At 31.1% G+C, this 22,947-nt stretch carries 17 protein-coding genes; 9 read left to right on the forward strand and 8 right to left on the reverse strand.

Annotated elements, in window-relative coordinates:
* Window positions 1-32 precede the first annotated feature (32 nt).
* From NTX22_17035 to NTX22_17070, 8 genes are all read right to left on the reverse strand, one after another.
* A complete protein-coding gene (locus NTX22_17035) occupies window positions 33-1,574 on the reverse strand; it encodes a PEGA domain-containing protein (protein ID MCX6152233.1) in 1,542 nt (513 codons plus the stop codon).
* A gap of 142 nt (window positions 1,575-1,716) precedes the next feature.
* Window positions 1,717-2,817: a T9SS type A sorting domain-containing protein gene (locus tag NTX22_17040; GenBank protein ID MCX6152234.1), complete on the reverse strand. Its 1,101-nt coding sequence runs from the start codon at window positions 2,815-2,817 to the stop codon at window positions 1,717-1,719.
* 9 nt (window positions 2,818-2,826) lie between these two features.
* Window positions 2,827-3,786, reverse strand: coding sequence for a DUF4249 family protein (locus NTX22_17045; protein ID MCX6152235.1), 960 nt, complete (start codon window positions 3,784-3,786; stop codon window positions 2,827-2,829).
* 10 nt (window positions 3,787-3,796) lie between these two features.
* Window positions 3,797-5,272: a PEGA domain-containing protein gene (locus NTX22_17050; GenBank protein ID MCX6152236.1), complete on the reverse strand. Its 1,476-nt coding sequence runs from the start codon at window positions 5,270-5,272 to the stop codon at window positions 3,797-3,799.
* Between the two features lie 274 nt (window positions 5,273-5,546).
* A complete protein-coding gene (locus tag NTX22_17055) occupies window positions 5,547-6,983 on the reverse strand; it encodes a PEGA domain-containing protein (protein ID MCX6152237.1) in 1,437 nt (478 codons plus the stop codon).
* A gap of 19 nt (window positions 6,984-7,002) precedes the next feature.
* Entirely contained in the window at window positions 7,003-7,956 is a 954-nt protein-coding gene (locus tag NTX22_17060) for a hypothetical protein (protein MCX6152238.1), read from the reverse strand.
* A gap of 2 nt (window positions 7,957-7,958) precedes the next feature.
* Window positions 7,959-10,187 carry a TonB-dependent receptor gene (locus NTX22_17065; GenBank protein ID MCX6152239.1) on the reverse strand — a complete coding sequence of 743 codons (2,229 nt, stop codon included), beginning with the start codon at window positions 10,185-10,187 and terminating at the stop codon, window positions 7,959-7,961.
* A gap of 184 nt (window positions 10,188-10,371) precedes the next feature.
* Window positions 10,372-10,734 carry a DoxX family membrane protein gene (locus NTX22_17070; GenBank protein ID MCX6152240.1) on the reverse strand — a complete coding sequence of 121 codons (363 nt, stop codon included), beginning with the start codon at window positions 10,732-10,734 and terminating at the stop codon, window positions 10,372-10,374.
* 409 nt (window positions 10,735-11,143) lie between these two features.
* On the opposite strand from NTX22_17070, the gene NTX22_17075 reads away from it, so the two are divergent.
* The 9 genes from NTX22_17075 to NTX22_17115 all read left to right on the forward strand — a co-directional run.
* Window positions 11,144-12,289: a sensor histidine kinase gene (locus NTX22_17075; protein MCX6152241.1), complete on the forward strand. Its 1,146-nt coding sequence runs from the start codon at window positions 11,144-11,146 to the stop codon at window positions 12,287-12,289.
* Between the two features lie 3 nt (window positions 12,290-12,292).
* Entirely contained in the window at window positions 12,293-12,955 is a 663-nt protein-coding gene (locus NTX22_17080) for a response regulator transcription factor (protein MCX6152242.1), read from the forward strand.
* A gap of 13 nt (window positions 12,956-12,968) precedes the next feature.
* Window positions 12,969-13,394, forward strand: a complete 426-nt coding sequence (locus NTX22_17085) for a hypothetical protein (GenBank protein MCX6152243.1) — start codon at window positions 12,969-12,971, stop codon at window positions 13,392-13,394.
* A 2,034-nt stretch (window positions 13,395-15,428) separates the two neighbouring features.
* Entirely contained in the window at window positions 15,429-16,424 is a 996-nt protein-coding gene (locus NTX22_17090; GenBank protein ID MCX6152244.1) for a T9SS type A sorting domain-containing protein, read from the forward strand.
* An 87-nt stretch (window positions 16,425-16,511) separates the two neighbouring features.
* Complete coding sequence (locus tag NTX22_17095) at window positions 16,512-17,162, forward strand: outer membrane beta-barrel protein (GenBank protein ID MCX6152245.1); 651 nt, start codon at window positions 16,512-16,514, stop codon at window positions 17,160-17,162.
* A gap of 12 nt (window positions 17,163-17,174) precedes the next feature.
* Window positions 17,175-18,506, forward strand: a complete 1,332-nt coding sequence (locus NTX22_17100) for a T9SS type A sorting domain-containing protein (protein ID MCX6152246.1) — start codon at window positions 17,175-17,177, stop codon at window positions 18,504-18,506.
* A 57-nt stretch (window positions 18,507-18,563) separates the two neighbouring features.
* Window positions 18,564-19,913, forward strand: a complete 1,350-nt coding sequence (locus NTX22_17105; GenBank protein MCX6152247.1) for a T9SS type A sorting domain-containing protein — start codon at window positions 18,564-18,566, stop codon at window positions 19,911-19,913.
* 83 nt (window positions 19,914-19,996) lie between these two features.
* Window positions 19,997-21,112, forward strand: coding sequence for a DPP IV N-terminal domain-containing protein (locus tag NTX22_17110; GenBank protein MCX6152248.1), 1,116 nt, complete (start codon window positions 19,997-19,999; stop codon window positions 21,110-21,112).
* 31 nt (window positions 21,113-21,143) lie between these two features.
* Window positions 21,144-22,947, forward strand: a 1,804-nt coding sequence (locus tag NTX22_17115; GenBank protein ID MCX6152249.1) for a hypothetical protein, incomplete at its 3' end; no start/stop codon positions are given.

Genomic DNA, 22,947 nt, shown 5'->3' on the forward strand with positions numbered 1-22,947 from the left:
AGTCTTTTTTCATTCCAGGTGATCAGAAATTTTTATCTCTTTAGTTTTACTAGTCCACTTACCCGTGTACCTATCCAATGTAAATTACCTTTATCATCGGCTATTGAAAGAGGTACATCTTCTGGAAAAGTGGAATTATAGTAACCCCATTCATCTCTTATTCTCCGCCTTTCTACATAACCAAAAGAACTGAGCGTTCCAAACCAGATTAAATTATGTCTGTCACGAGAAAAAAAATTAATACTATGTGATGATAAGAACGTCCAGGTGTTCTCTGATAAATATGCAAAGCTTGTCATACCCATTGCCGCTTCATTATCATCTGTTTTGAAAGACGCATATAGATCATTATTATAATTACATACTAATGCAATTGCCTGTTTCGGGCAGCCGTCATTATTATCATAAAAATCCCATGTATTTCCGCTGTATTTTGCTATACCAAAATTTGTTGCAGCATATACCGTGTTTTCATTATCGATAGCAACATCATTTACTATATTAATGGGTAAGCCGGTATTCTGTTGATTATAAATAGTAGAGTTTACTCCATCAAATGATATCAATCCATTTCCCCAAGTTCCAATCCATATTTTACCTGTATTATCCCCTGTAATTTTCACAATAGTCATTTCGGGTAAAGTAGTATTTGTTGAGTTATATAATATCCACGCTGATCCGGAGATTTTAACTAATCCTCCGCTCGTGGTACCTATCCATTTGTTATCCTGCCCATCAATGTAAATTGATGCTATACGATTGTCCGGCAGAAGTGAATTTGAATTATTATATGTAGTAAACTTCACTCCATCATAAGTACACAATCCTGCCCCGTCTGTACCAATCCATTTCAAATTATTTTTATCTGTCGCAATAGAAAGAACACTGTTGGTAGGAATGTTTGAATTATGAGTATTATAAATAACCATCATTATAGTATCGACCATATCAATATGAGCTTCTGTTACTTTTTGACTCTCAACATTTACATAGACGCTGTCATTAAGATAATTTATTTTGTTATACTTTATTTTATATCGCCCTGGAAGCAATCCTGAAATATAATCTGGTGTAGTTCTGCCAAGAATGCTATCGTTAAAAATTATATTTACTCCTGGAGGTGTACTTGTGCAATAGATAGTACCCAGCATGGCGGGACTTACAGTAAAATCAAGGTTTATATATTTCCTTTCATTAACAGTAAGAAAAACATTTATCAAGGAATCTTTCCAGCCAGGCAGACGTAGAAGAATTTTATAATAACCGCTATCAAGCCAGGTAATACTATCAGGTGTGTTCCTTCCGGTATTCAAACCATTTAAATATATTCTTGCACCTTGCGGCTTAGATTCGATAAAGATGAATCCTGAATTAGGTTGTGGCTCTGGTTGGCTTATGTTTACTTCTTTATTGCAGGAAATAACAAACCCGAGCAAACCTGTTGCTATAAAGAGGGCAATATTTTTAATTGAATACCTTTGAAATCCCGTAAACATTTTACAAATATTTAAGAAATAATCAAAGAAATGAAAAGATATAAGTCTGTTTCTGTCCAGCACCGCTCTATTTCTCATAGCGTTTATTTATTATTAAATATTTTTGGTCAATGCCATTTGCCTTACAGTAAATATGCATTATTCTTATTCATTACATCAAAAATATTTTATTTATTTCAGCGAATATCCCAAAGATAAACTGCAATAATTCCTATTCCTCCTATCTCAGTAAAATCATTTTCTTTAATGCAGTATTTTCTTCTGTTTGAATGCTGTAAAAATATACTCCGCTTGGGAGATTTTCTGCATTGAATTCTACGGTATGGAAGCCCTTGTCTAATGTTGCATTAACAAGTGTTTCAATTTCCTGCCCTATGGAATTAAATACCTTCAGCTTTATATATGTTCTATCAATAAGAGTAAATGTAATCCTCGTTGATGAGTTGAATGGATTGGGAAAGTTTTGCATCAAGGAAAAGCTATCAGCAAACTCTTCTCCATTTTTTACTTCTGTAATTGTCTGGTAGCTTAATTCAGCTTTAGCAATATTTTCTTCAACTTCAGTCCGCGATCTTCCGTATGCAACTGCAAGATATACCGTTGTTGATTCATATGCTTTTATCGTACCACCTGGAATACCAAACGTTAATATTGAGCCGGTCACAGTTGCTTTATATAATGTGTCATGTTTGGTGTTAGTCAGCCAGTCATATAATGTAGTATCCCCTTCAAAGTAATTATAGTACCAATCATTAAAATGCATAGTGAACCCGCCCCGTTCTTTGAAGAATTTAAAGGCAACATATTCTTTCTTGAATATCTCTATCAACTTGTTTCCATTGTTAACACGTACGCTTTCATTCCCATATTCACTTTCTGTTTTGGGAATAATTTCAAGTCCAATATATGTTGCAATATTATTATCCGCGTTGTTTATTACACTCATTTTAATAATTGAATAAGCTTCAGCCCACCAGCCATAAACGCTCATCTCCACAACAATCGGTGGGTTAGATGAATAAATTGAACCTACAATTTCATAACCTGATTTCAATGGAGGATCAGCCAATTGAAATGACTTTAATGGAAGAGCATCGTTCATATAATCAAAAACGTTATTTCTGTTTACGCTAATTAACCAGGAAGCTCTATCAATTTGCGTTTTATTATCTATCTTAGGTCCGTGTATTCTTATCCTTCCAAATTCATTTACCTGCACACCTATTTTACCCGTCTCAAATTCTGCATCTTCTAAAAATCCTTGCGGATAACAGAATACAGGGATTAGAAGAATTAAGGATAATATTTTTATTGAACACATAATCTTTTCTCATTCATAATTGTAGCTGAACGAACGGATATAATCTTCTTTAAGAAAAAAGCTGAAGGTCTGCTTATTGTAAGCCCCAAATATTCCCAACCCACCATCAATATTGGAATAATCAGTTTCATCAAGTCTTACTGAAAACTGGTCAAGGTAACCATGTGTCGTAGTAAAGTAATTTGATAGCTCTTTATCCATTGAATAAATTTCTAATACTGTCCTGTCGATATAGAAATTGCTTTTCTGAGGGTCTCCATCCGAGATTTTTTTCATAACCCAGTTCAGAGTTTCAAGATCAAATTTGATAAAGTTATTTTTTGATATTGCAGGATATACAGGTTCAACTGTATCACCAACAATATTTAAGAACAATGGTATTTCAATTTGCTGTTGCGAATAAGAATATGCTCCATTATTTTTCTTGTAATAAAGTTTATAGCGGCACATATAAAAAGTATTCCCATCGGTAACGGGCTGCCAGGACATTTTAAAGTAATTCAAATCCTCAATAGGAATTTTGAAGAGGGAATCAAGTATAATTTGTTCGGGTACCCTGGTTTCTGATTGCAGCAGCATACCATTTGCAAGACGTGCTTTAATTGTTAATTTAGTTCCAAAACCCGGCTTAAAATTATTTAGATAATAAATACTTAACAATCCTTTATACCTGCTTGTATCTGTCCTGCTAATAGTGCTATCCTTAAACTTCACAACGTTGGTATCTGTCCATATTTTAATATCGGCATCTTTCACTAAAGGATCTTCGGTATTTATGATTGGGTCTAATCCATATACATCATAACTGTGCGATAGAATTGCCAATTGAAAACTTGTGTCTCCCCGAAGAACTGCGTAAAGGATATACCTTTCCCTAAATTCTGTTTTCGGGTTAATAGAATCGTCGCATGATAAAATCAATGCGGTTGATACCAATAGAAAAAGTGCAATCGATGTTTTTCTTATCATACTTCCAGCTTTAGTATTGTGCCTTATATTTAACAAGACCTCCATAAGTTGCCACCCATTTAATATTGTTTTTATCTATGGCAATGCTTTTTACCTGGTCATTGGGCAGAGGAGAATTGTGAGAATTAAACTCTAGAACATGATGAGTGAATAAAAAATTTGGTAACACACCAAAACCTTCATTAGAACAAACATAAATAAAATTATTTTTATCAAAGGTAAAAGATGTAGTTGAAGGACTAAGCCTTGCACCGGGCATTTGCCAATTATCGCCTATCCTCCTTTTTATACCAAACCAGGTATCATCTCCAGAACCATAGAAGCTGGCATAAAGCATTCCTTCCTTAAACACAAGGCAAGTTGTACTAACATTATGAACGGTATCCTTAGTTGTAAAAGCATACTCGTCCCAGCTCTTACCGTCATAAGCAATTACACCTTTAGTCCAGGTTGCAAGAAAAATATTATTTCTGTCGTCAAATTCAATATCATTTATTTCATCATTAGGCATATAAGGATTATTATTAATATTGTAATTAGTCCACTTAAATCCATCAAATTTTCCAAACCCATTACCATATGTTGTAACCCAGATGTTGTTGTCGGGACTTTTCTTAATTGAATTGATATAATTGCCTGGTATCTCTGAATTACTCGTGTTATATATAGTCCAGGTAGCCCCATCAAACCTTGCTAATCCCCCCATCCCTGTACCTATCCATTTTACATTCTGTTCATCAATATAAATGTAATTTATCAGATCGTCTGGTAAAGGACTGTTTGAAGTGTTGTAAATCTTCCATTCCTTTTCATTATAAACCACAACACCGTAGAAATGAGTACCTATCCACTTATCATTATTTATTTTATCTACTGCAACATAGTTGATGAAATTAGTAGGTAACCCTGAATTTGATTGGTTATAGACAACCCAAATGCTCGTGTCTTTAAGAGTTCTAAAAACCTTTGTAACCTTTTGACTTTCAACCACGACATCTGCGCTATCTTCAAGATGAGTTTCCTTAATTAAATTTATTTTATATTCGCCAGGCACCAAATTAGTTATAGTATATGGAGTACTCTGGTTAATAACTGAATCATTGAACAGTATAGCCGCACCTTTGGGATAGCTTTCTATTATGATTGAGCCGCGCATTGCAGGGTTTTTTGTGTTATCTATTAAAATATGCTTCTTAATATCTTCTTCAATTTCAATATTGAAAGTGGTATCCCTGTAAAGAGCTAAGCGTATCATAATTTTGTAATTACCATCAGCAAGCCATTTAACGCTGTCAGGGGTAAACTGACCTGTGTTCCAACCATTTAGATAAATCCTTGCGCCCTGCGGATTGGAATCGACAAATATAAAACCTTTATGAGGAGATCGAGGGGGTTCAGTAACCGATACTTCTTTATCGCAGGAAATAAAAAGAAGAGAAAGAATAATAAATAGAATGAGTAAAATGTTATTTATTAACAGTTTCATTTAATAGTTATTAATTTTAACAGCAAGATATAAATTATAATAGAATAATTAAAGGCTACTAACTTAGTAGCCCTTTAATTACTAGTCTAATATCCAATCATAGTGGTCTGTAACCCAACAATAAATTACGTTCCTGTCAAGTATCTTCCGTGTTGAAATTGTTCATTTTTATTTTCAGAAAACTATAGATTTTATTTTTGTCTCCAACATTTTAATACTTAGATCAGCAAGTAAAGTTATATTGTTAAAAATGTTAAGACCGCCAGTCGAAAAATTATCTGTAGTTCTTAAACTTTACCAAACCACCACCATATGTTCCAATCCATTTGTACATATTTTTATCTATGGCGATTGCATTAACTCCATCAGCATTAATTGGTGAATTATACTTATTAAAAACGCCTTTAAAACCCATGTTATTAAACAATAAACCAAAACCGTTTCCACTTGAACCTATCCAAACATGATTAAATTTATCCACTGAGATTGTTGTAATATTGCTGCTAAAAATATTATCCAAAAGTTTAAACTCACCATTTATTAAAATTGCAATGACAGCCGCTCCAATATAAAGTTCATTCAAAATACCTACTCCAAGTGCAGTTATAGTATTTTCAATAGGTGAATTGGAGGAATTATAAAAAATGGATTTGCCACCTGGTTTGAAATTGACCAAGCCCTCTCTTGTTCCTATCCAAATATTAGTATCGATAATAGCAATAGACGAAATATAATTTGAGGGCAAATCAGAATTATCTATGTCATATGCCTTCCAAATGTCACCGTTAAAAACTGCAACTCCTTTATCGTATGTACCAACCCAAAGGTTACCATTTTTATCTTTAATTATTGCTGTTATCATGTCAGCAGGTAATCCCGAATTGTTTTTGTCATAGATTGTCCAGTTATTATTATAAAATTTTACAAGACCAGCACTTGTCGTTCCAATCCATATATTGTCTTCATCGTCAATGTATAAAACATTAATTCTGTTATCAGGTATTGGTGAATTATCAGTAGCGTAGATTATCCAGTCTTTTTCATCGAACACTGCAAGCCCTCCACCGTCTGTTCCAATCCATTTTAGATTATTCTTATCTACAGCTATGCTTAGGATATAACTGGAAGGCAATCCTGAATTGGATGTCTTAAAATTTACCCAAACAGTTGTATCTACTAATACTTTGTAAATTGATGTTATAGCTTGGCTTTGAACGGTTACATCAATACTATCGTCCAGGTAACGATCCTTTTTAAATTTAACCCTATATTCACCAGGGAATAAATTATTTATTTGATATGGTGTTTTCTGCCCTAAAGCTGAGTCGTTAAGAAATATATCTGCCTCATTTGGATGAGTTTTACAATCAATATAACCACACATTGCTAAGTTTTTAGTAAAATCAAAAAAAAGGTTTAATCTTTCACTTTCAATAATATTCAATTGAAGTGTTGAATCTTTCCATCCTGTAAGTCTTAAAGTTACTGTTTGCTTTCCAGCTTCTAACCATCGCAAACTATCAGGGGTAACTTTGCCTGTGTTTCGTCCATTCAAATAAATTTTTGCTAGATTAGGATTGGATTCAATATAAACGAAACCTGTATGTATAGCTCCTTCAGGAGGACTAACTGTTATTTCTTTGTTACAAAATCCTGCAGTAAAAACTAAATAGAGCACAAGAATCAATATTGTAATTCTTATTCTTTTCATAATCTAGTATTGGGTTGTACTAAAGTCCATATTTATAACCAAAAGATTCAACATAAGATTGCCTTAGGATAATGGGAATGTTTTTCTTTAAATAAGTCGCAAAAATTCCATAACCACCAATTATATTAGAATAATCTATTTCATCTATACGAATTGAATAAGTGTCCAAAAATCCATGCGTAGTAGAATAATATCCTGATAAATATTTATCCATAATCAGAATTTCAAGTTCAGCTTTAATTATTTTATAATTTTTTTTATTCTCATCACCCAAAGAAATTTGCGTCATTGTAGAATCAAGATTTTTATTTTCAAATGTAATTCCTAATTTTTTAGTAATTGTTGGATAAACCGGTTTTTTATCTTCGTATGTTATCGGTACTTCTTTTATTCTATTCACAACATTTCCATTATTTGATTCTTGATAATATATCTTACATCTACTTATGTAATAATAAACTTCATTATCGGTATTGTGCCAGGAATATGAAAAAGACTTTTTTTCTTTAGCTGGAATTATTAAATCCAATGAATCAATATCTATTTGAGATGGTACTTTGGCGGATGATTTAAGAACTTTTCCGTTATTTAACTGTACCTCTATTTCCAGATTTTGTCTTGGCTCAATGTTAAAGTCCTTCAGATAATAAAAATAAACTGGTGTTTCATACCTTGATGTATCCTGGCGAGGTTTAATCGTATCCTTCATAACATAAACCTTATTATCATACCATATATTTATATTAGCATCTATAACTGAAGGATCAATTTTATTATTTAATGGATTAAATCCTTCCATATCATAACTTTTCGTTAATCTGGCAACTTGAAAACTGGTATCTCCTCTAACTATAAAGTATAGGATATATTTTTCAGTAAAATCTTCCTTGGGATTAAAACTATCATCGCAAGAAAGATAACATAAAGAGAGGAAGAAAAGCATAAATACAATTTTTAGATTCCTTAATAGCATTTTTATAAATCCACTTTTAACGAAACTGTTGGTAAAAAAGGAATCATATTTACACGTTTCCCTGTGTCTCTCTCAAAGTAGAATATATTTTTCCGATCATACACATTTACAATACTTAAACTGAGTTTGAATGCAGTAGAAAATAAACTGAATTTATTAGTAACACTAATATCTAGTCTATGATAGTATGGAAGTCTCCTTATATTTTTACTTCCCATGATTGTATATGGCTGATAAGATTCATAAATATACCAGGGTGAAAAAGGATCATCAAAATATAATTTATCATAGTAACCTTTTATTGGTGTAAAAGGGTGACCTGAATTAAAAATCCAAATTGCACTTGCATCCCAGTTTTCACTTAAATTATATTGTAAGCTAAGATTCAAATTATGTCTCGAATCATATTTCGGGTAATAAATTTTGTTGTTCACTTCTTTATAAGCCCAGCTTAACGAATAAGCTAATGATGTTTGAATTTTTCTGTTATCGAATTTCAGTAGTAATTCCCAGCCATATGATTCACCTTTACCTGTTACCAAATCAAAGTCTTCTGCGCTAACTTTATTTTGATTTAACTCGCAAAGGTTATGTAACAGTTTATAATATGCTTCTATATTTAATGAAATATTATCAGTAAAATTAATTTCAGTTCCTGCTACATAATGAATAGCAGAAGAAGGCGTTAAATATTCTGGAATTACAAACCATGATTCATATAAAGATATTATTTCATTTTCATCAGTAAAAGTAGCTACATCCTGAGCATAAATACCCCACGCAGCTTTAAGGGAAATGTTATCATTAAGTTGATATTTGGTATTTAACCTTGGTTCTATCCTTGTATTATTTTTTTCAGCAAGCGGGGCGCCGCATAATCTTGTACCAAAATCAATAACTAAATTATCGAATCTTAATAAAGTATATTTTCCGTATATGTTCAGGTTAGCTCCATAATCGTGAACATTAGTTATAAACCCTCTGGCATTCTCAAAATACAAGTCTGCATTTAATGATTTAATATAATATCCTACTTTTAATTCGTCGCGACTATCATACATATAAGTAAAATCCATCCTCAATGTTATATCATCAATTTTATTATATCTGTGCAGTGCATTGCTTTTATTAGGAAATACTTCTGCACGGTAACTACTTAAAGATACAGTCGTCTCTGAATAAAGCGGGCTTTCCCACGCCTGAAACCATTGCCCGCCAAAAATATTATTTCGCCAGTTAAAATCTTCACGTAATGAATTGTTATTTTTTAGCCTATCGTTACTATTAAAACTAAAAAGAGAAATCTTAGTGATTTTCTTATCATCATTAGTAGAATAGTTTGCCTTAAAAGAAATGTCATAAAAATCAAATGGAGTCTCTTTGTAATTAAGAAATTTTTTTAACACCTCATCAAACAAACTTTTTCTTGCTGTAAAAATAAAAGAACCATTCGGTATAGGTCCTTCTAAAGAAACTTTACCTGTTAGAAAACTTATACTTCCTGAACCTGCAAATTTATTTCTGTTTCCGCTCTTTGTTACAATATTTAAAACAGATGAAAGTCGCTCACCGTATTCTGCTGTAAATCCACCTTTGTAAAACTCTGCTGCATTAATTATTTCAGGGTCAATCACACTGAATAAGCCCATAGCATGAAAAGGATTATAAACTGTTACACCATTATATAACATTAAATTCTGGTCGCTTGAACCACCGCGTACATAGTATCGGGCTGATACATCACCTGTTGATTGTACACCAGGTAATAATTGAAGTGAACGAATAATATCAGTTTCCACACTTTTAGGAAGTAGCTCTAAATCCTTAATTGCTATTTTATGTAATCCAATATTTGTTTTAGAAGAGACTCTTTTCCCTAAAGTTTCTATTTCATCCAATTGAAAATTGCGCGGGGACAATGAGATTTTTATTTGTAATATTTTACCTTCAGCTATTCTAACAGGTAGCTGTTTGGGCTGATAACCAATGTGTGTCACTTTAATGATATAATCCATATTGGCAGGTACAGATCGTAACATAAAATTACCATTCATGTCGGTGGAAACACCAAGCTTTTTCCCATCAAGCACTATGTTAACATATGCAAGCGATTCGCCATTAGTGGAATCTTCTACCGTTCCGCGGAGTGTTCCTGTTTGAGCTAAATAAATCAAAGGAAATAAAAAGTATATAATAAGAGAAATTATTAGAGTGGCTTTGTATTTTAACAAAATATTTATCCCAAATAATATTTAAACATATTAAAATTTTAGTATTACATTTAAATACTTTTAGTTCAATAATAATATTTTAAAAAAAACTTTCGCAAATCTTCAGTTAAATAAGTAAAATAATTCCTCGCAAAAATTAAGCGGAGTTTATTCATCAAACTCAGCCAAAATAATTAATTAAAAACTACAATTGTATGTTTGTTAAGCTTCCAAAACACCCGCAGCTTACTTCTTCCCCTTCAAATATTTTAGCTATTATTACAGCCGTAAAAAGTGAAAGTAAACCTAATGCTGTATTACTTGCAAGATTTGTTTTTATGTTTGTTATAAGTAACATCCCAACTATAACTTCGATAATTGGAAAGAAGTAAGAAAGAAAATCTAACTGCCATTCATTCAGCATTTTAAATTTACCAAGAGCTACTGCAAAAGCATTTAAATCAGTAAATTTCATAATAGCAGAGAATAGGAATACTGCCCCAAAGAATATTCTCAAACCTATTAGTAAAGATTTAGTAGAAATCATTTGTTTAATTTGTACCTGCATTATTACTCCGATTTTAATTAAACATACTTTTGAAATATCTATTCAAAAAGAATCTCTACTTGGAATATTTACTTCGTAAATATTTAATTAATTGAAAGCCTCCGTCACATTGGAAGGCTTTGGGACTCTCCCCTTGTCCCATAGTTTCCTTCTTCGTAAATACTTAATAAATTGAAAGGCTCCGTCACTCATCTTAAAATATTCATGCTCCATCACCTATACTTGCTGTATATTTCTATCTCAGCCTTTACCCTAGATAACAAAGTCCAATATAAAATGAATATAAAAAGCGGTCAATAGTACTCATTACCAATTTATTGGTTCAAAGTTAGTATCCATTACCAATTTTTTCCCTCAATGTTCCGATTGCTATTTTTTTATACTATATTGCCACAAAATTTCCAATAATATGATGAACGAGCTTTACAAATATTTTGATTTATTAAAATCACCAGTTAGTCCAATTTCCTACTCTATCTTACTAACGGCTATAGTACTCTTCGTAATTTATTTTACAAATAAAAAAATATACCTCCCACTCTTGAAAAAACATGCTAAGGAAAAAGAAAATCTATTAGCAGAATATCAGGAAAAAATGGCATTACTTTCTATTCATGATCCGGATCCAATAATAAGAATTGATTCTGAAGGAATTGTTCAATTTGCAAATGTACCGGCAAAGATGCTGTTGGGAATTGATAAAATTGAAGATGAAAGAATAAATTCGATTATTCCTGGTATAAACATTAGTCCTATAGAATTGGTTGAAAAAAATGCTACGCAAGTATTTCATTTATTCTTTAACAATAAATCTTTTAGTGTTTTTGTTACCGGAATATCAGCAATTAACAGCGCACAAATTTACATGCATGATATTTCTGAACTTAAGGAAAAGGAAGTTAACCTGGAGGAATCACAGAATAAGCTCAGTGAATTGAGCAATAGACTACAGGATTTAATTGAAGAGCAGAAACAAAGTTTTGCTGGAGAACTTCATGATAATATAGGACAAACTCTTTTAATGCTTAAAATGAAGCTTAACAAATTAACCCAAAGATACCAATTGTTGCATAAAGATAAAGATTATATCGAAGCTATTGAGCTGATAGACCAATCTGTTAAAGAGATGAAAGAAATAGTCTTAAAATTAAAACCAAAGCTTTTAAAGGAAATGGGTCTGATTGCCGCTTTAAGAGATCTATGTTGGACCATCGCTAGTGAGTGTAATTTAAAAGTAAGTTTTAATGTTTCTCCAGAAACTTTTCGTTTAAATGAAGATTTGGAATTAATGCTTTATAGATTGGCACAGGAAGCGCTCAATAATATTGTCAAGCATTCCAACGCAAAAGAATTTGGGATTCATTTAATAAAAGAAGAACAAAACATTAATCTAATGATTTATGATGATGGCAAAGGTTTCGACTATGATAAAGTGAAAAACAGTGGTTGGGGATTGTACGGAATGAATGAAAGAGTGAAAAGAAATGGAGGAATATTTAAAGTTGACTCCACACCGGGTACAGGAACAAATATTATTATTGAAATTCGAATTTAGCTTATGAAAAAATTAACGCTTATTATAGCTGATGACCATTATATGATTAGAAGAGGTATAAAAAGCTTATTACAAGAACGAGAAGGAATTTATATTTTTGGAGAAGCTGTGAACGGAGTAGAATTAATAGATAAATATTTTACATGCAAACCTGATCTAATCATAGTAGATATTTCGATGCCGATTCTTAATGGTTTGGATGCTGTTAGACAAATAAAAGAAAGAGATAATAACGTAAAGGCTCTGTTTTTATCGATGTATGAAGGTGAAGAATATATGTATTATTGCTATAAATCTGGTGGAAATGGTCTTATAAATAAAAATGTTATAGAAGGAGAGCTTTTCTTAGCTATAAATAAAATAATCAATGGAGAATTATACTTTGGACTTAATTTTGACGTTCATACTTTTAACCAGGTCATTCATAAATATGAGGAGGATAATGAATCTTCTTTAATTCTGGAAATACCTGAATTAACTGATAATGAAACAAAAACTCTTAAGTTAATATCTCAGGGATTTACAAGCAGTGAAATAGCTGATAAATTAAATGTTTCAAAAAGATCTGTTGACCATTACAGATCTGAAATTATGACTAAATTAAAAATTAATAACCTTCCAAGTTTAATTAAATTTGCTGTAAAATTTTCATCAATAAATAAATAATGGGGTTAAAAATATGAAAAACGTTATCTTATTACTTTACTTCTTTTTAACAATTGAATCATTAAACGCACAGGAATATGGCCGCATTTACACAAAAACAGAAGCAAATGCTCTTTACGGAAATGTGTTAGTTTCAATAGAAATCAGTTCTGCAGAACTTAATGGTTATATGTTTCAAACAAAAGATTATCTCATGTTTAATATAATAGATGGGGAACTGATCATCTTAGATAATGAGCGAAAATCGCTCAGACCTGTAGGTGAACAATATAGTTTAAGCATGGTTTTTAAAGTCTATAGTATTTCGAAAATGCAGGAGCTCTTAAATCAAGGTAAAGAAAAGATTGTAAAATTAGAGGCAAGAGAAAATGTAATAAGCATAACAAATGGAGATTTTACACTTGAATTTAGTGGTAACTGCCCACCGGTTTGTCCTTAATGGCTTGGTTAATTTATTATATAGCATTATTTACTTGGCTTCTTCCTCCTTTTAAACAAAGGAAAGGAGAATATTTCTATTATTTTTTAATTATAGCATATGCCGAAAGTACAAGCTATTTGCTTTTGAAATTACTCCATTTACACTTGGATTATTTTTACTTTTGTTTTTCTATAGTACTTCTTCGTTCATTATATAATATTATTAAAATAAATAAATATATTTTAGATATTTTACTAATTGCTGTTTTTATTATAACCTTATTTGTTCCATTGGATTATGTCAAGATATTTATTGCCATTATTCATTTGATAATATTGCTATTATTTATTATAAGATTTACCGAATATTTGGTTACAAATCAAAGAATATTACTTTTTCATACTGCACTAATATTATATGAATCCAGTATAATATTTAAATTTATCTTTAGAGTATTTATGCCTGTTACGGGAATTGATTATTTTTACATTACAAGCGCATTTGAAATATTATTTGCATTCTATTTTTTATTTGATACAGCAGAAAGTTCCAAACTTTTTATTAATTTGAAAAACAAACTGTAACTTATTTAAAATATGAGGTAAAGACTTTTTGCATAACAATATCTTTTCTGTTCATAAATATCTGTTTGTAGTAAGTAATAATAAACGTGATACAAACAATTGCAAATTAAATATTGTTAGAAATTGGTGAACTTTTTAAAGAATTATTGGTATGAATCATTTGTCCAAAATAGATCAACCCATCAGAATGAATAGTGGTAAGTAACCCCTTTTTTCTCCGCTTATTAATTAAAGCTCGATCACCGTATTGATAGCTGTTTTCGGTTTTATAATAAAATTATCGGGCAGCATAAATTTTTTATTCCCAAATATGCTATGTTGATTTATCTAAACGATATTTCCTTGGAATAGATTATTAATTGTTACTCTCTAATAGCAATTGTCACTTTCTATAAACCAGCTTGATAATAAACTTATCAGTTATTGAAAAAACATGCTACTTTTCACGGTGAAGCAGTTCTATAAAAAAGTTGGAATGAAAGAAATTAAATTCTAGTCGCAAAAATAATAGCAATCGGAATATTGAGGGAAAAATTGGTAATGGATACTAACTTTGAACCAATAAATTGGTAATGAATACTATTGACCGCTTTTTATATTCATTTTATATTGGACTTGAATATCTATGTAAAGATTTAGAATAAAACAAAAAGCTGGAAAGAAATCCTATATGAATTAACTGGAGTTGATGTAAGCAGATGCCCGAAATGTAAAGAAGGAAAGATGAAGATGGTGGAAATAATATTGCCAGCATTTATACTTTACAGCAATAAATATTTACTGCCATAAAGAACCAACGGCTGAGTGTGATTTTAATTTTTTAATACTTGTAAAACAGTAATTTTGAAACAAGCGTGGATAGTTATTGTATTAAATTTAATAGAGAGAATAAAAAGAAAAGGAATGAGAAGAATATTTAAAATAATTGATTAAAAAGAATGTCATTTACAGAAAGAAATATTATTAAGACAAATAAATAAAGAATAAAAAAAGAAGATGAGACAAATAAATGCCCATAGTAATCCAAGTACTTATAAAAAGATAATGGCGGCTTCGCACAACGGTGTTTTATCCGAAATTGAGGCAATGACATTCTGCAACGGATATGGATTAATAATGGTTAGTAACTTAGATAGTCTATTATTTTTTTGTCTCAACCCTGCTTGCAGTAGGCAAGTTCGGATAAAACACTAAACGTTAGGCAATTGCAATTTCCCATTTTATAAAAATAAACCGGACGGTGCTCAGAACACCGTCCGTAATTTGGCAAACAAACTTATCTCACCCTGGCAAGGTGAAATGACTATTACCCACGAAGTATTAGCTATTTGTCTGCCATTTAAAATCTAAAAATAATGAAGCAATTTATAAATCCCAAAAAGAGGTAAAAAGCCTGATTTGTTAATGAACGAGTGAACAAGTTTCTATTTTTGTAATTAACTAAATCAAAAAAAATTCGGAGAAAATAATGAAAAAGTTATTCTTTCTTATTTTATTTTTTAGCATCAATATTCTAACGTTTGGTGCTAATGTTTATTTCTTGAATGATGGTTTAGGATACATTTATACTAATGGTCAGACTTTTACTAGTGATGCATCGGGCAGAGCATTAATTCATTATCATCTTTGGGCAGATCCCACTAAGTATAGTGTTAGTGAATGGGGTGCAAGATTTCAAGATCCTGATGGAAATTGGTCAGATTGGAGTCAACTTTCAACTTCGCAAGGACTACACGAATGCTTGAAAGCTGGAACTTGGCATGTTCAAGGACGTGTGTGGGTGGATTATGATATTTATGGCTACAGTGATTATTATATGTATACGAGTTTTACATTATACTTTAATGCTGTTGATAACTATGCACCGTCTGTACCACAAAATGTCTCAGCCTCATGGCAAAGTGGCCATCCGCGAATAACTTGGGCGAATAATAGTGAATATGATATGGGGTCATATATAATTGCAAAACAGGTAGATGGTGTGTCATGGTGGATGGATGTAGCTACCGTTTCGGCTGGAACAACATCCTGGTCGGATCCCTATGCATGGCCATCAGGAAAATTTGATCCTGTGTATACACTTCAATATAAAGTAAAAGCTAAAGATATAAATAACAATATATCAGATTATTCTTCCGTGCAAACTGTATATGGGAATTCTAATTTATGGAAAAGTACAAGTATTTTTGATAAAGATATAACAGATTATAAACTTTACGCAAATTACCCGAATCCATTTAATCCAACGACACAAATTGCTTATCAATTGCTTAATGATGGATTTGTAAAACTTATAGTTTATAATACTATTGGTCAGGAGGTTGCAGAGCTTGTTAATCAATATCAGGAAAAAGGTAGTTATACAGTACAATTCAATGCAGTTAATTTACCAAGTGGAATTTATATATATAAATTACAAACAGAAGGATTTAGTGATATTAAAAAAATGATATTAGCGAAGTAACCATCTAAAAGGGGCAAAATAAAACTTGCCCCTATTTAAAAAAAAATTGTAAAATCATGAATTATTAAAAAATCTTAAGGTTAAGTAATGAAAAAGGTATTATTAATATTTCTCTTTATTTCTTTCAACTTTTTAGCTGCACAGGAAAGCGAACCCTTTTCTAACTTTGATTTTGGGGTTTACGGCGGTATTAATTTTTATAATACAGACAACATTAGAGGTGATTTTCTCGTAGAACTTAAAACGAATCTCATATCTTCACTTAAACTGAAAGCATCTACTGGTTATTTTAGGACAATTCAACCATACTCTTACACTGTAAGAAAATACTCTGAATATCCTAGTATTGATACTATTCCAATATTTTTTGCAGGTAAATATAATTTAGTAAGTAAAAATTATGATATTTTTCCACTTACCTTAGGCATTCAATATAATTTCAATCAAAGTATTTTCTCGCCGTATCTCTCAATAGATGTAGTTTATAACTTTATCAATGCGTCAATAGAGACTTCGCCACCTGAAGTTTGGTCTTATTATTCAATAGATGAGATACCTGCCGAATTTAAGGAAAACCAAAAAAAAGAAGAGCTTCCAGTTAATTCGTACGGAATAATATTAGGAGCTGGTACATCATATCATATTTCTTCAAAATTGAATCTTGATATTAGATACTTGTTCAAATACGATAATAAGATTATCAACACGCATCATTTCATTGTAGGTATTTATTTTTAAAGGAGTAGAGAAATGGATTTATTAAATAAAACTCTTTGTCTTTTGCTTCTTGGTTTTTTAAGGGTTGACATTTTTCCTCAGGAACAATCTTATATCTCAACAAATGGAAATATTAACAATTCATTCCGCACAAGAAGTATTTACAATATATCAACTTTTACTCCATTAAAAAAAAATAATTCTGCTGGAGTTTTAGATAGTCTTATTTATATAAGTACAAACGGTGATAGAAATAGGATTGCATATAATTATAATGATGATTTATCATTAAATTATTTCACAAATGCAATTTGGTATAATGGCGAATGGATTAATTCCGATAAACATACAAACACATATAATTCTGAGGGAAAGCTTATATCAGTTCTTTGGGAATGGTTTAATACATCATCAGAAGAATGGTTCAAAGACGCGAAGGACCTTTATAATTATGATTCGTTAGGAAATAGGGATTTTAGTTTACATCAGTATTTCAATGGGCAGGATTTTGTGAATGGTTTTAAATATGAATATTGTTATGATACTTCAAACAATTTAATATCATTAGTAAATAAACGTTGGATAGATGGTATATGGGTAAACAGTTCTAAAATAGTTAATACAATCAATTCAAACAATCTAAAGGATAATACTTTAACGCAGCTTTGGGTAAACAACCAGTGGATAAATTCTCAAATAAGTAATTATGAATACAATGAAAATCATAATACAATTGCTATTCTTACAAAAATCTGGCAAGAAAATAAATGGGTAAATCTTGGTTTGGGATCATTTGAGTATGATGACAATAATAATTGCATTCTTGATAACTGGCAGATTGCAGAAAATAATAACTGGGAGAATTGGTTCAGAATATTTTATGAATATGATAGTAACAATAATTTAATTCATCTTTACGGTGAAGAATGGGAAAGTAACCATTGGGTTCAAGAAAATGAACCACTAAAAGTAACAAATCCGGATGGCATCTTATACGGGTATTTAGCTAAAGAAATATTTTTATATTATAGCAAACCTACAAGTGTAGGAAGTGGAAAAAATATTGCTGATGGGTTTAATCTTCTTCAAAATTATCCAAATCCATTCAATCCCTCTACAACAATTAAATACGCACTACCTAAAGAATCAACTGTTGAATTAAAGATTTATGATATTATGGGAAGAGAGGTTAAAACATTTATGTTTAGTGCTCAACCTGCCGGATATAATGAAATTGTATGGGATGGTACAAATGAATTTGGCCAACAGGTTTCAAGTGGTGTTTATATTTATAGTATTAAATTCAAAGGTATTAATGAATTAATAACTACTGAAAAATCTGCAAAATTAATTTTAGCTAAATAAACTGAACCAAAAGCGGGAGTATTTTCCTCCCGCTTTTTTTAATCGAGGAATAAAGATATGCAATACAAACATATAAAACCCTTTTTGTTCACGTTGGTAATGTTATCAATAAGTTGTTTCGCACAAACCTGGGAAAAAGTAAATATGTCTTTTACCGGAAATGATTCCATATTTTATTATGCTAGAATAAATTTTGTGACGAAAAATGTTGGATGGATATCTACCATAGGCTATTATGATTTTGATCAATATCGTTCAATTTTACTTGAAACCAATAATGGTGGTGAAAACTGGAAATTGGAACAATCATTAAATAAGAGTATTACAACAGAATCAACCTATTGTTTTAATACAAGTAATGTTTGGTTTTTAGGTTTATCAGGCGATTTACTTTTTACAAGCAATATGGGTTTAACGTGGGATACTTCCAATATATTCGTTGAAAATTACTATATACCAGGATACGAATTTGGCGCATTGAATTTTTTTGATGAAAAAAATGGAATTGCCTTTAATAAATACCGATGGTATACAACAGACGGTGGATATAACTGGATAAAAAGTATTGATACAACCACAATTTTCCCTATGCCTACCGATGTTTATTTTATTGATAATAAATTAGGATGGATTGTAAGTATGTTAAATCCTTTTGTTACAGATGGCGGTAGTGTAGGTAATACAACAAATGGGGGAAAAACTTGGGCATATCAACTATCTAAAACAAATATTTTATATGGTGTTTATTTTATTGATTCTTTGAAAGGATTTGCAGTTGGTACAAATGTTATAATGACTGGAGGCTGTATTAAGAGTACAAAAGATGGGGGTAAAAGCTGGAGCGATACAACTTATGAGGGTGTTGGACCTTTCAGGAAAATTAAATTTTTAGATAGTTTAAATGGCTGGATGTGCGGAACAGGGAAAATCTATAGAACTGCAGATGGAGGAGAAACCTGGGAATTACAATTAGATGGATTGAGGACAAATTTAGAACAACTGATAATACTTAAGAAAGAAAAAGTTGCTTATGCATTTGGTAAAGATTGGAATGATAAGACACATACTTTATTACGGGCAGATTTAAGTAATTTGACTAATATAGAAAAAGAAAGAGAGTACAAACCAAAAAATTATTTGCTGTTAGAAAATTACCCAAATCCATTTAATCCAACTACAACAATAAGTTACAACTTACCAGAGGAAGGAAGAATAACAATTAAAATATTTGACATACTTGGAAGAGAAGTAAGAACATTGGTTAATGATTTTAAGAATACTGGTAGTTATTCTGCTGTTTGGGACAGTAAAGATAATTACAATAATGAAGTTTCTTCAGGAATTTATTTCTATAATATTAAGTTCAAGGATAATTCTATTACAAAGAAGATGATTCTTGTTAGATAAAATTCTGTAGGGATACGCCCTGGTGTATCCCTACAATTTGTTTATAAACTGTAACCATAATTTTACACTGGAATGATTTTTAAATGAACATGAATAAAATAAAATACATTGGTAAAATTGTAAGAATGATAAGCATTATACTAATTGCCTTTTCTTTGGTATTATTTAATAGCTGCAAAGACAAGATTGTAAATCCGGGACCAAAACCGGAACCAATTCCAGACTCTATTCCAAATCCGGTTTTAAAGGGAAACTATGCTTTATGCTACACAAAATCATACAACGACCACTGGGAGATATTTGCAACTAATTTTAAAGGAACTGATCCACAAAACATATCTAATCATCCTTATGATGATGAATATCCTCAATGGTCGCCGGATGGAAGATATATAGTATATTCAACCGGATATAATATTTATGTTTATGATACAAAGAATAAGACCGAAACTAATGTAACTTCAGATGGGGGTAGTGCAAGCCAAAATCCCTTTTGGACACCAAATGGGAAAATCTGTTTTAATTATCCTTATGCCTATTCTAAATTTAGAGGAACGTGGATAATAAATCCCGATGGCAGCAATAAACAAAATATATTAGATTCCATAGCCACTGATGAAATTTATTTCTATCCGGATAGTTTTACTTTCCTTTATGAAGATGAAGTACATAAACTTCATAAAACTAATATTGAACATACATTTGATGATTTTATTCTGGATATTGGTTATGGTGATAACTATATACCGATTTTTGGTTTTAATCCCAATACAAATGAATTATTAATTGAACCTAATGATGTTAATGGATTGGCTTTATTCAACATAAATAGTAAAACTATGGATATTTTTTATAATGCTGATGCTAATTATTCTATTCAAAGATGTTGTTACTCCAGTGATTTTTCCAAGATTGCAATAATAGAATTTAATAGCACTAATGGAAGATATTTATCCATTTTAGAAAATGGAAGCAAATATAATCTAATCCGAATACCAATAACCACTCCAATGGTTAGTTTTGGTTGGTCTCCAATTCAATTTTCACCAGATGATAAATATATTGCATATTCAAAGCAGTATTGGCAAAACGGAGATTGGGTTTCCTGGAAAGAGTACTTATACATAATTGATGTTAATTCTGGTGTGGAAACCATTGTCGTTGAAGGATTGAATCCTTCATGGAATCCTAAACCATAAATTTATATTTCAGAACATTAAAGGAGTTGCTATGAAAATATTTCTGAATTCATTTTTTATAATCTTCTTGATTACTATTTTCGTCTCAATCAATACCAACGCACAAGATAAAAATAAAAAAAAACTTACTTTGGAGGAAGTAAAGGAAATGTGTGGCGTTCCGGTAGATAAAGATGAAATGAAAAAGGTTCTTGCAATCCAAGATAGTCTGTATAAAGAGTACCTAAAAAAGAAAGGATTGAAAAAAACCACCACTATTCCAAATTGGCAAAACTATATGTCTAATGTTGATAATCAATATGGTTGCAAAAATTGCTGGGCACATGCTGCCACCGGAATGGTTGAAGGACAATTACAAATTATATATGGTTCTAAAATAGGTTCAAATGGAATTGATTTGGATGAAATGGATATTGTAAATAATTCAGGTCATACAGGCGGCTGCAATAATGGTGATTTTCCAACTACAGCATTATCCTATATTCAATCTTCAAAAGTAATATCTGAAATCGGTTCATATCCGAATTTACAAGGAGTAAGATGGGATATAAACTCATTTAGTATTTTAGGCGTTATGGGTGGTATAGATGGTATAAAAAACGCCTTAATAAATGGACCGGTGACTGCCAGTTTTTATGTTTATCAAAGCTTTTATGATTTTTTTGATTTGTATGAAAATAGAACATCAATTTATCATCAGGAAAATCCACTTGGAGATCCTTATATAGGTGGGCACGCAGTAGTAATTGTAAGCTATAATGAAGATCAACAATATTGGCTTTGTAAAAACAGTTGGGGCAGTTGGTGGGCAGATGGTGGTTATTTTAGGATAGGTTACGGACAATGCGGAATTGAAACTTGGCAAAATTGTACAGTTACTGTAAATCAAAGTTGTTACGCTAAAATCGTTCCAAATTTAATTAATTCATTAAATACTGCATTCAGTTACGGTTTTGAAAATGGTGAATGGGCACGCCTTGATAATAATAGAATTACTTTAAGTAATAGTCTTGCCCTACCATATCCCGGAACATTAAATTTATCAAGTTCAAACATAACAGTACCATCTAATATTACATTTACGATCAATTCTGGAACAAAAGTATTGTTAAACGGTAATTCAATCGTATCATCGGGAGGCACTATAAGTGTTTCAAGTGGTGCATATTCAGATGGAGCCAAATTATTAAGTACAAGCGGTTCCATAAAAGGCATATATTTACCACAGACAGCAATAAATAATGCTGTTATTGGAGAAAAAGTTGAACTTTTAGGTTCTACATATTATACCAACATTTCTATATCAAATAAATATAATGTTGATTTATACGGTAATGGAACTTCATCTTCAGTAATTAATGGAAATATTTCTGTAAACAATTCTCAGTATATCGATGTAAATAATTTAAAAGCATCCAGGTTAGCCATTAATGGCGGGGTAAATAATTTTACAAATAATATTTTGCTTGAAAATCCAGGCGTAGACGTTCTTTCAATTTATAATTGCCCAAGCCAAACAATAACATATTCATCAATTATGAATTCTGATGACATTGGTGCTTATATAAATAACAGCATAGGTTCGTTTGAACATTGTAACATTGAAGGGCACGGTACAGGATTATATTTTTATAACAGCTCAAGCTTTAATGTTGATAATAGTTATATGTGCGGAAATTATCCATATGATATGTATGCTTTAGCACCGGCAATTGCTCATTGTCATACAAACACGTACAGTAACGTACCAACAAGTAGCTGCCACGGCAATGTAATAATAATGGGTACTAGTAATATTTGTATGGTACTCAAAGCTAATGCTGAAAGATCAGTTG

The organism is Ignavibacteriales bacterium, from assembly GCA_026390815.1.
Lineage (GTDB): Bacteria > Bacteroidota > Ignavibacteria > Ignavibacteriales > SURF-24 > JAPLFH01.

What these genes read in the sequence shown, in the direction of transcription:
- NTX22_17055 (MCX6152237.1), bottom strand. Translation starts at nt 6,983, where the DNA reads ATGAAAAGAATAAGAATTACAATATTGATTCTTGTGCTCTATTTAGTT.
- NTX22_17035 (MCX6152233.1), bottom strand. Translation starts at nt 1,574, where the DNA reads ATGAGAAATAGAGCGGTGCTGGACAGAAACAGACTTATATCTTTTCAT.
- NTX22_17105 (MCX6152247.1), top strand. Translation starts at nt 18,564, where the DNA reads ATGCAATACAAACATATAAAACCCTTTTTGTTCACGTTGGTAATGTTA.
- NTX22_17090 (MCX6152244.1), top strand. Translation starts at nt 15,429, where the DNA reads ATGAAAAAGTTATTCTTTCTTATTTTATTTTTTAGCATCAATATTCTA.
- NTX22_17045 (MCX6152235.1), bottom strand. Translation starts at nt 3,786, where the DNA reads ATGATAAGAAAAACATCGATTGCACTTTTTCTATTGGTATCAACCGCA.
- NTX22_17050 (MCX6152236.1), bottom strand. Translation starts at nt 5,272, where the DNA reads ATGAAACTGTTAATAAATAACATTTTACTCATTCTATTTATTATTCTT.
- NTX22_17040 (MCX6152234.1), bottom strand. Translation starts at nt 2,817, where the DNA reads ATGTGTTCAATAAAAATATTATCCTTAATTCTTCTAATCCCTGTATTC.
- NTX22_17080 (MCX6152242.1), top strand. Translation starts at nt 12,293, where the DNA reads ATGAAAAAATTAACGCTTATTATAGCTGATGACCATTATATGATTAGA.
- NTX22_17075 (MCX6152241.1), top strand. Translation starts at nt 11,144, where the DNA reads ATGATGAACGAGCTTTACAAATATTTTGATTTATTAAAATCACCAGTT.
- NTX22_17060 (MCX6152238.1), bottom strand. Translation starts at nt 7,956, where the DNA reads ATGCTATTAAGGAATCTAAAAATTGTATTTATGCTTTTCTTCCTCTCT.
- NTX22_17095 (MCX6152245.1), top strand. Translation starts at nt 16,512, where the DNA reads ATGAAAAAGGTATTATTAATATTTCTCTTTATTTCTTTCAACTTTTTA.
- NTX22_17085 (MCX6152243.1), top strand. Translation starts at nt 12,969, where the DNA reads ATGAAAAACGTTATCTTATTACTTTACTTCTTTTTAACAATTGAATCA.
- NTX22_17100 (MCX6152246.1), top strand. Translation starts at nt 17,175, where the DNA reads ATGGATTTATTAAATAAAACTCTTTGTCTTTTGCTTCTTGGTTTTTTA.
- NTX22_17070 (MCX6152240.1), bottom strand. Translation starts at nt 10,734, where the DNA reads ATGCAGGTACAAATTAAACAAATGATTTCTACTAAATCTTTACTAATA.
- NTX22_17110 (MCX6152248.1), top strand. Translation starts at nt 19,997, where the DNA reads ATGAACATGAATAAAATAAAATACATTGGTAAAATTGTAAGAATGATA.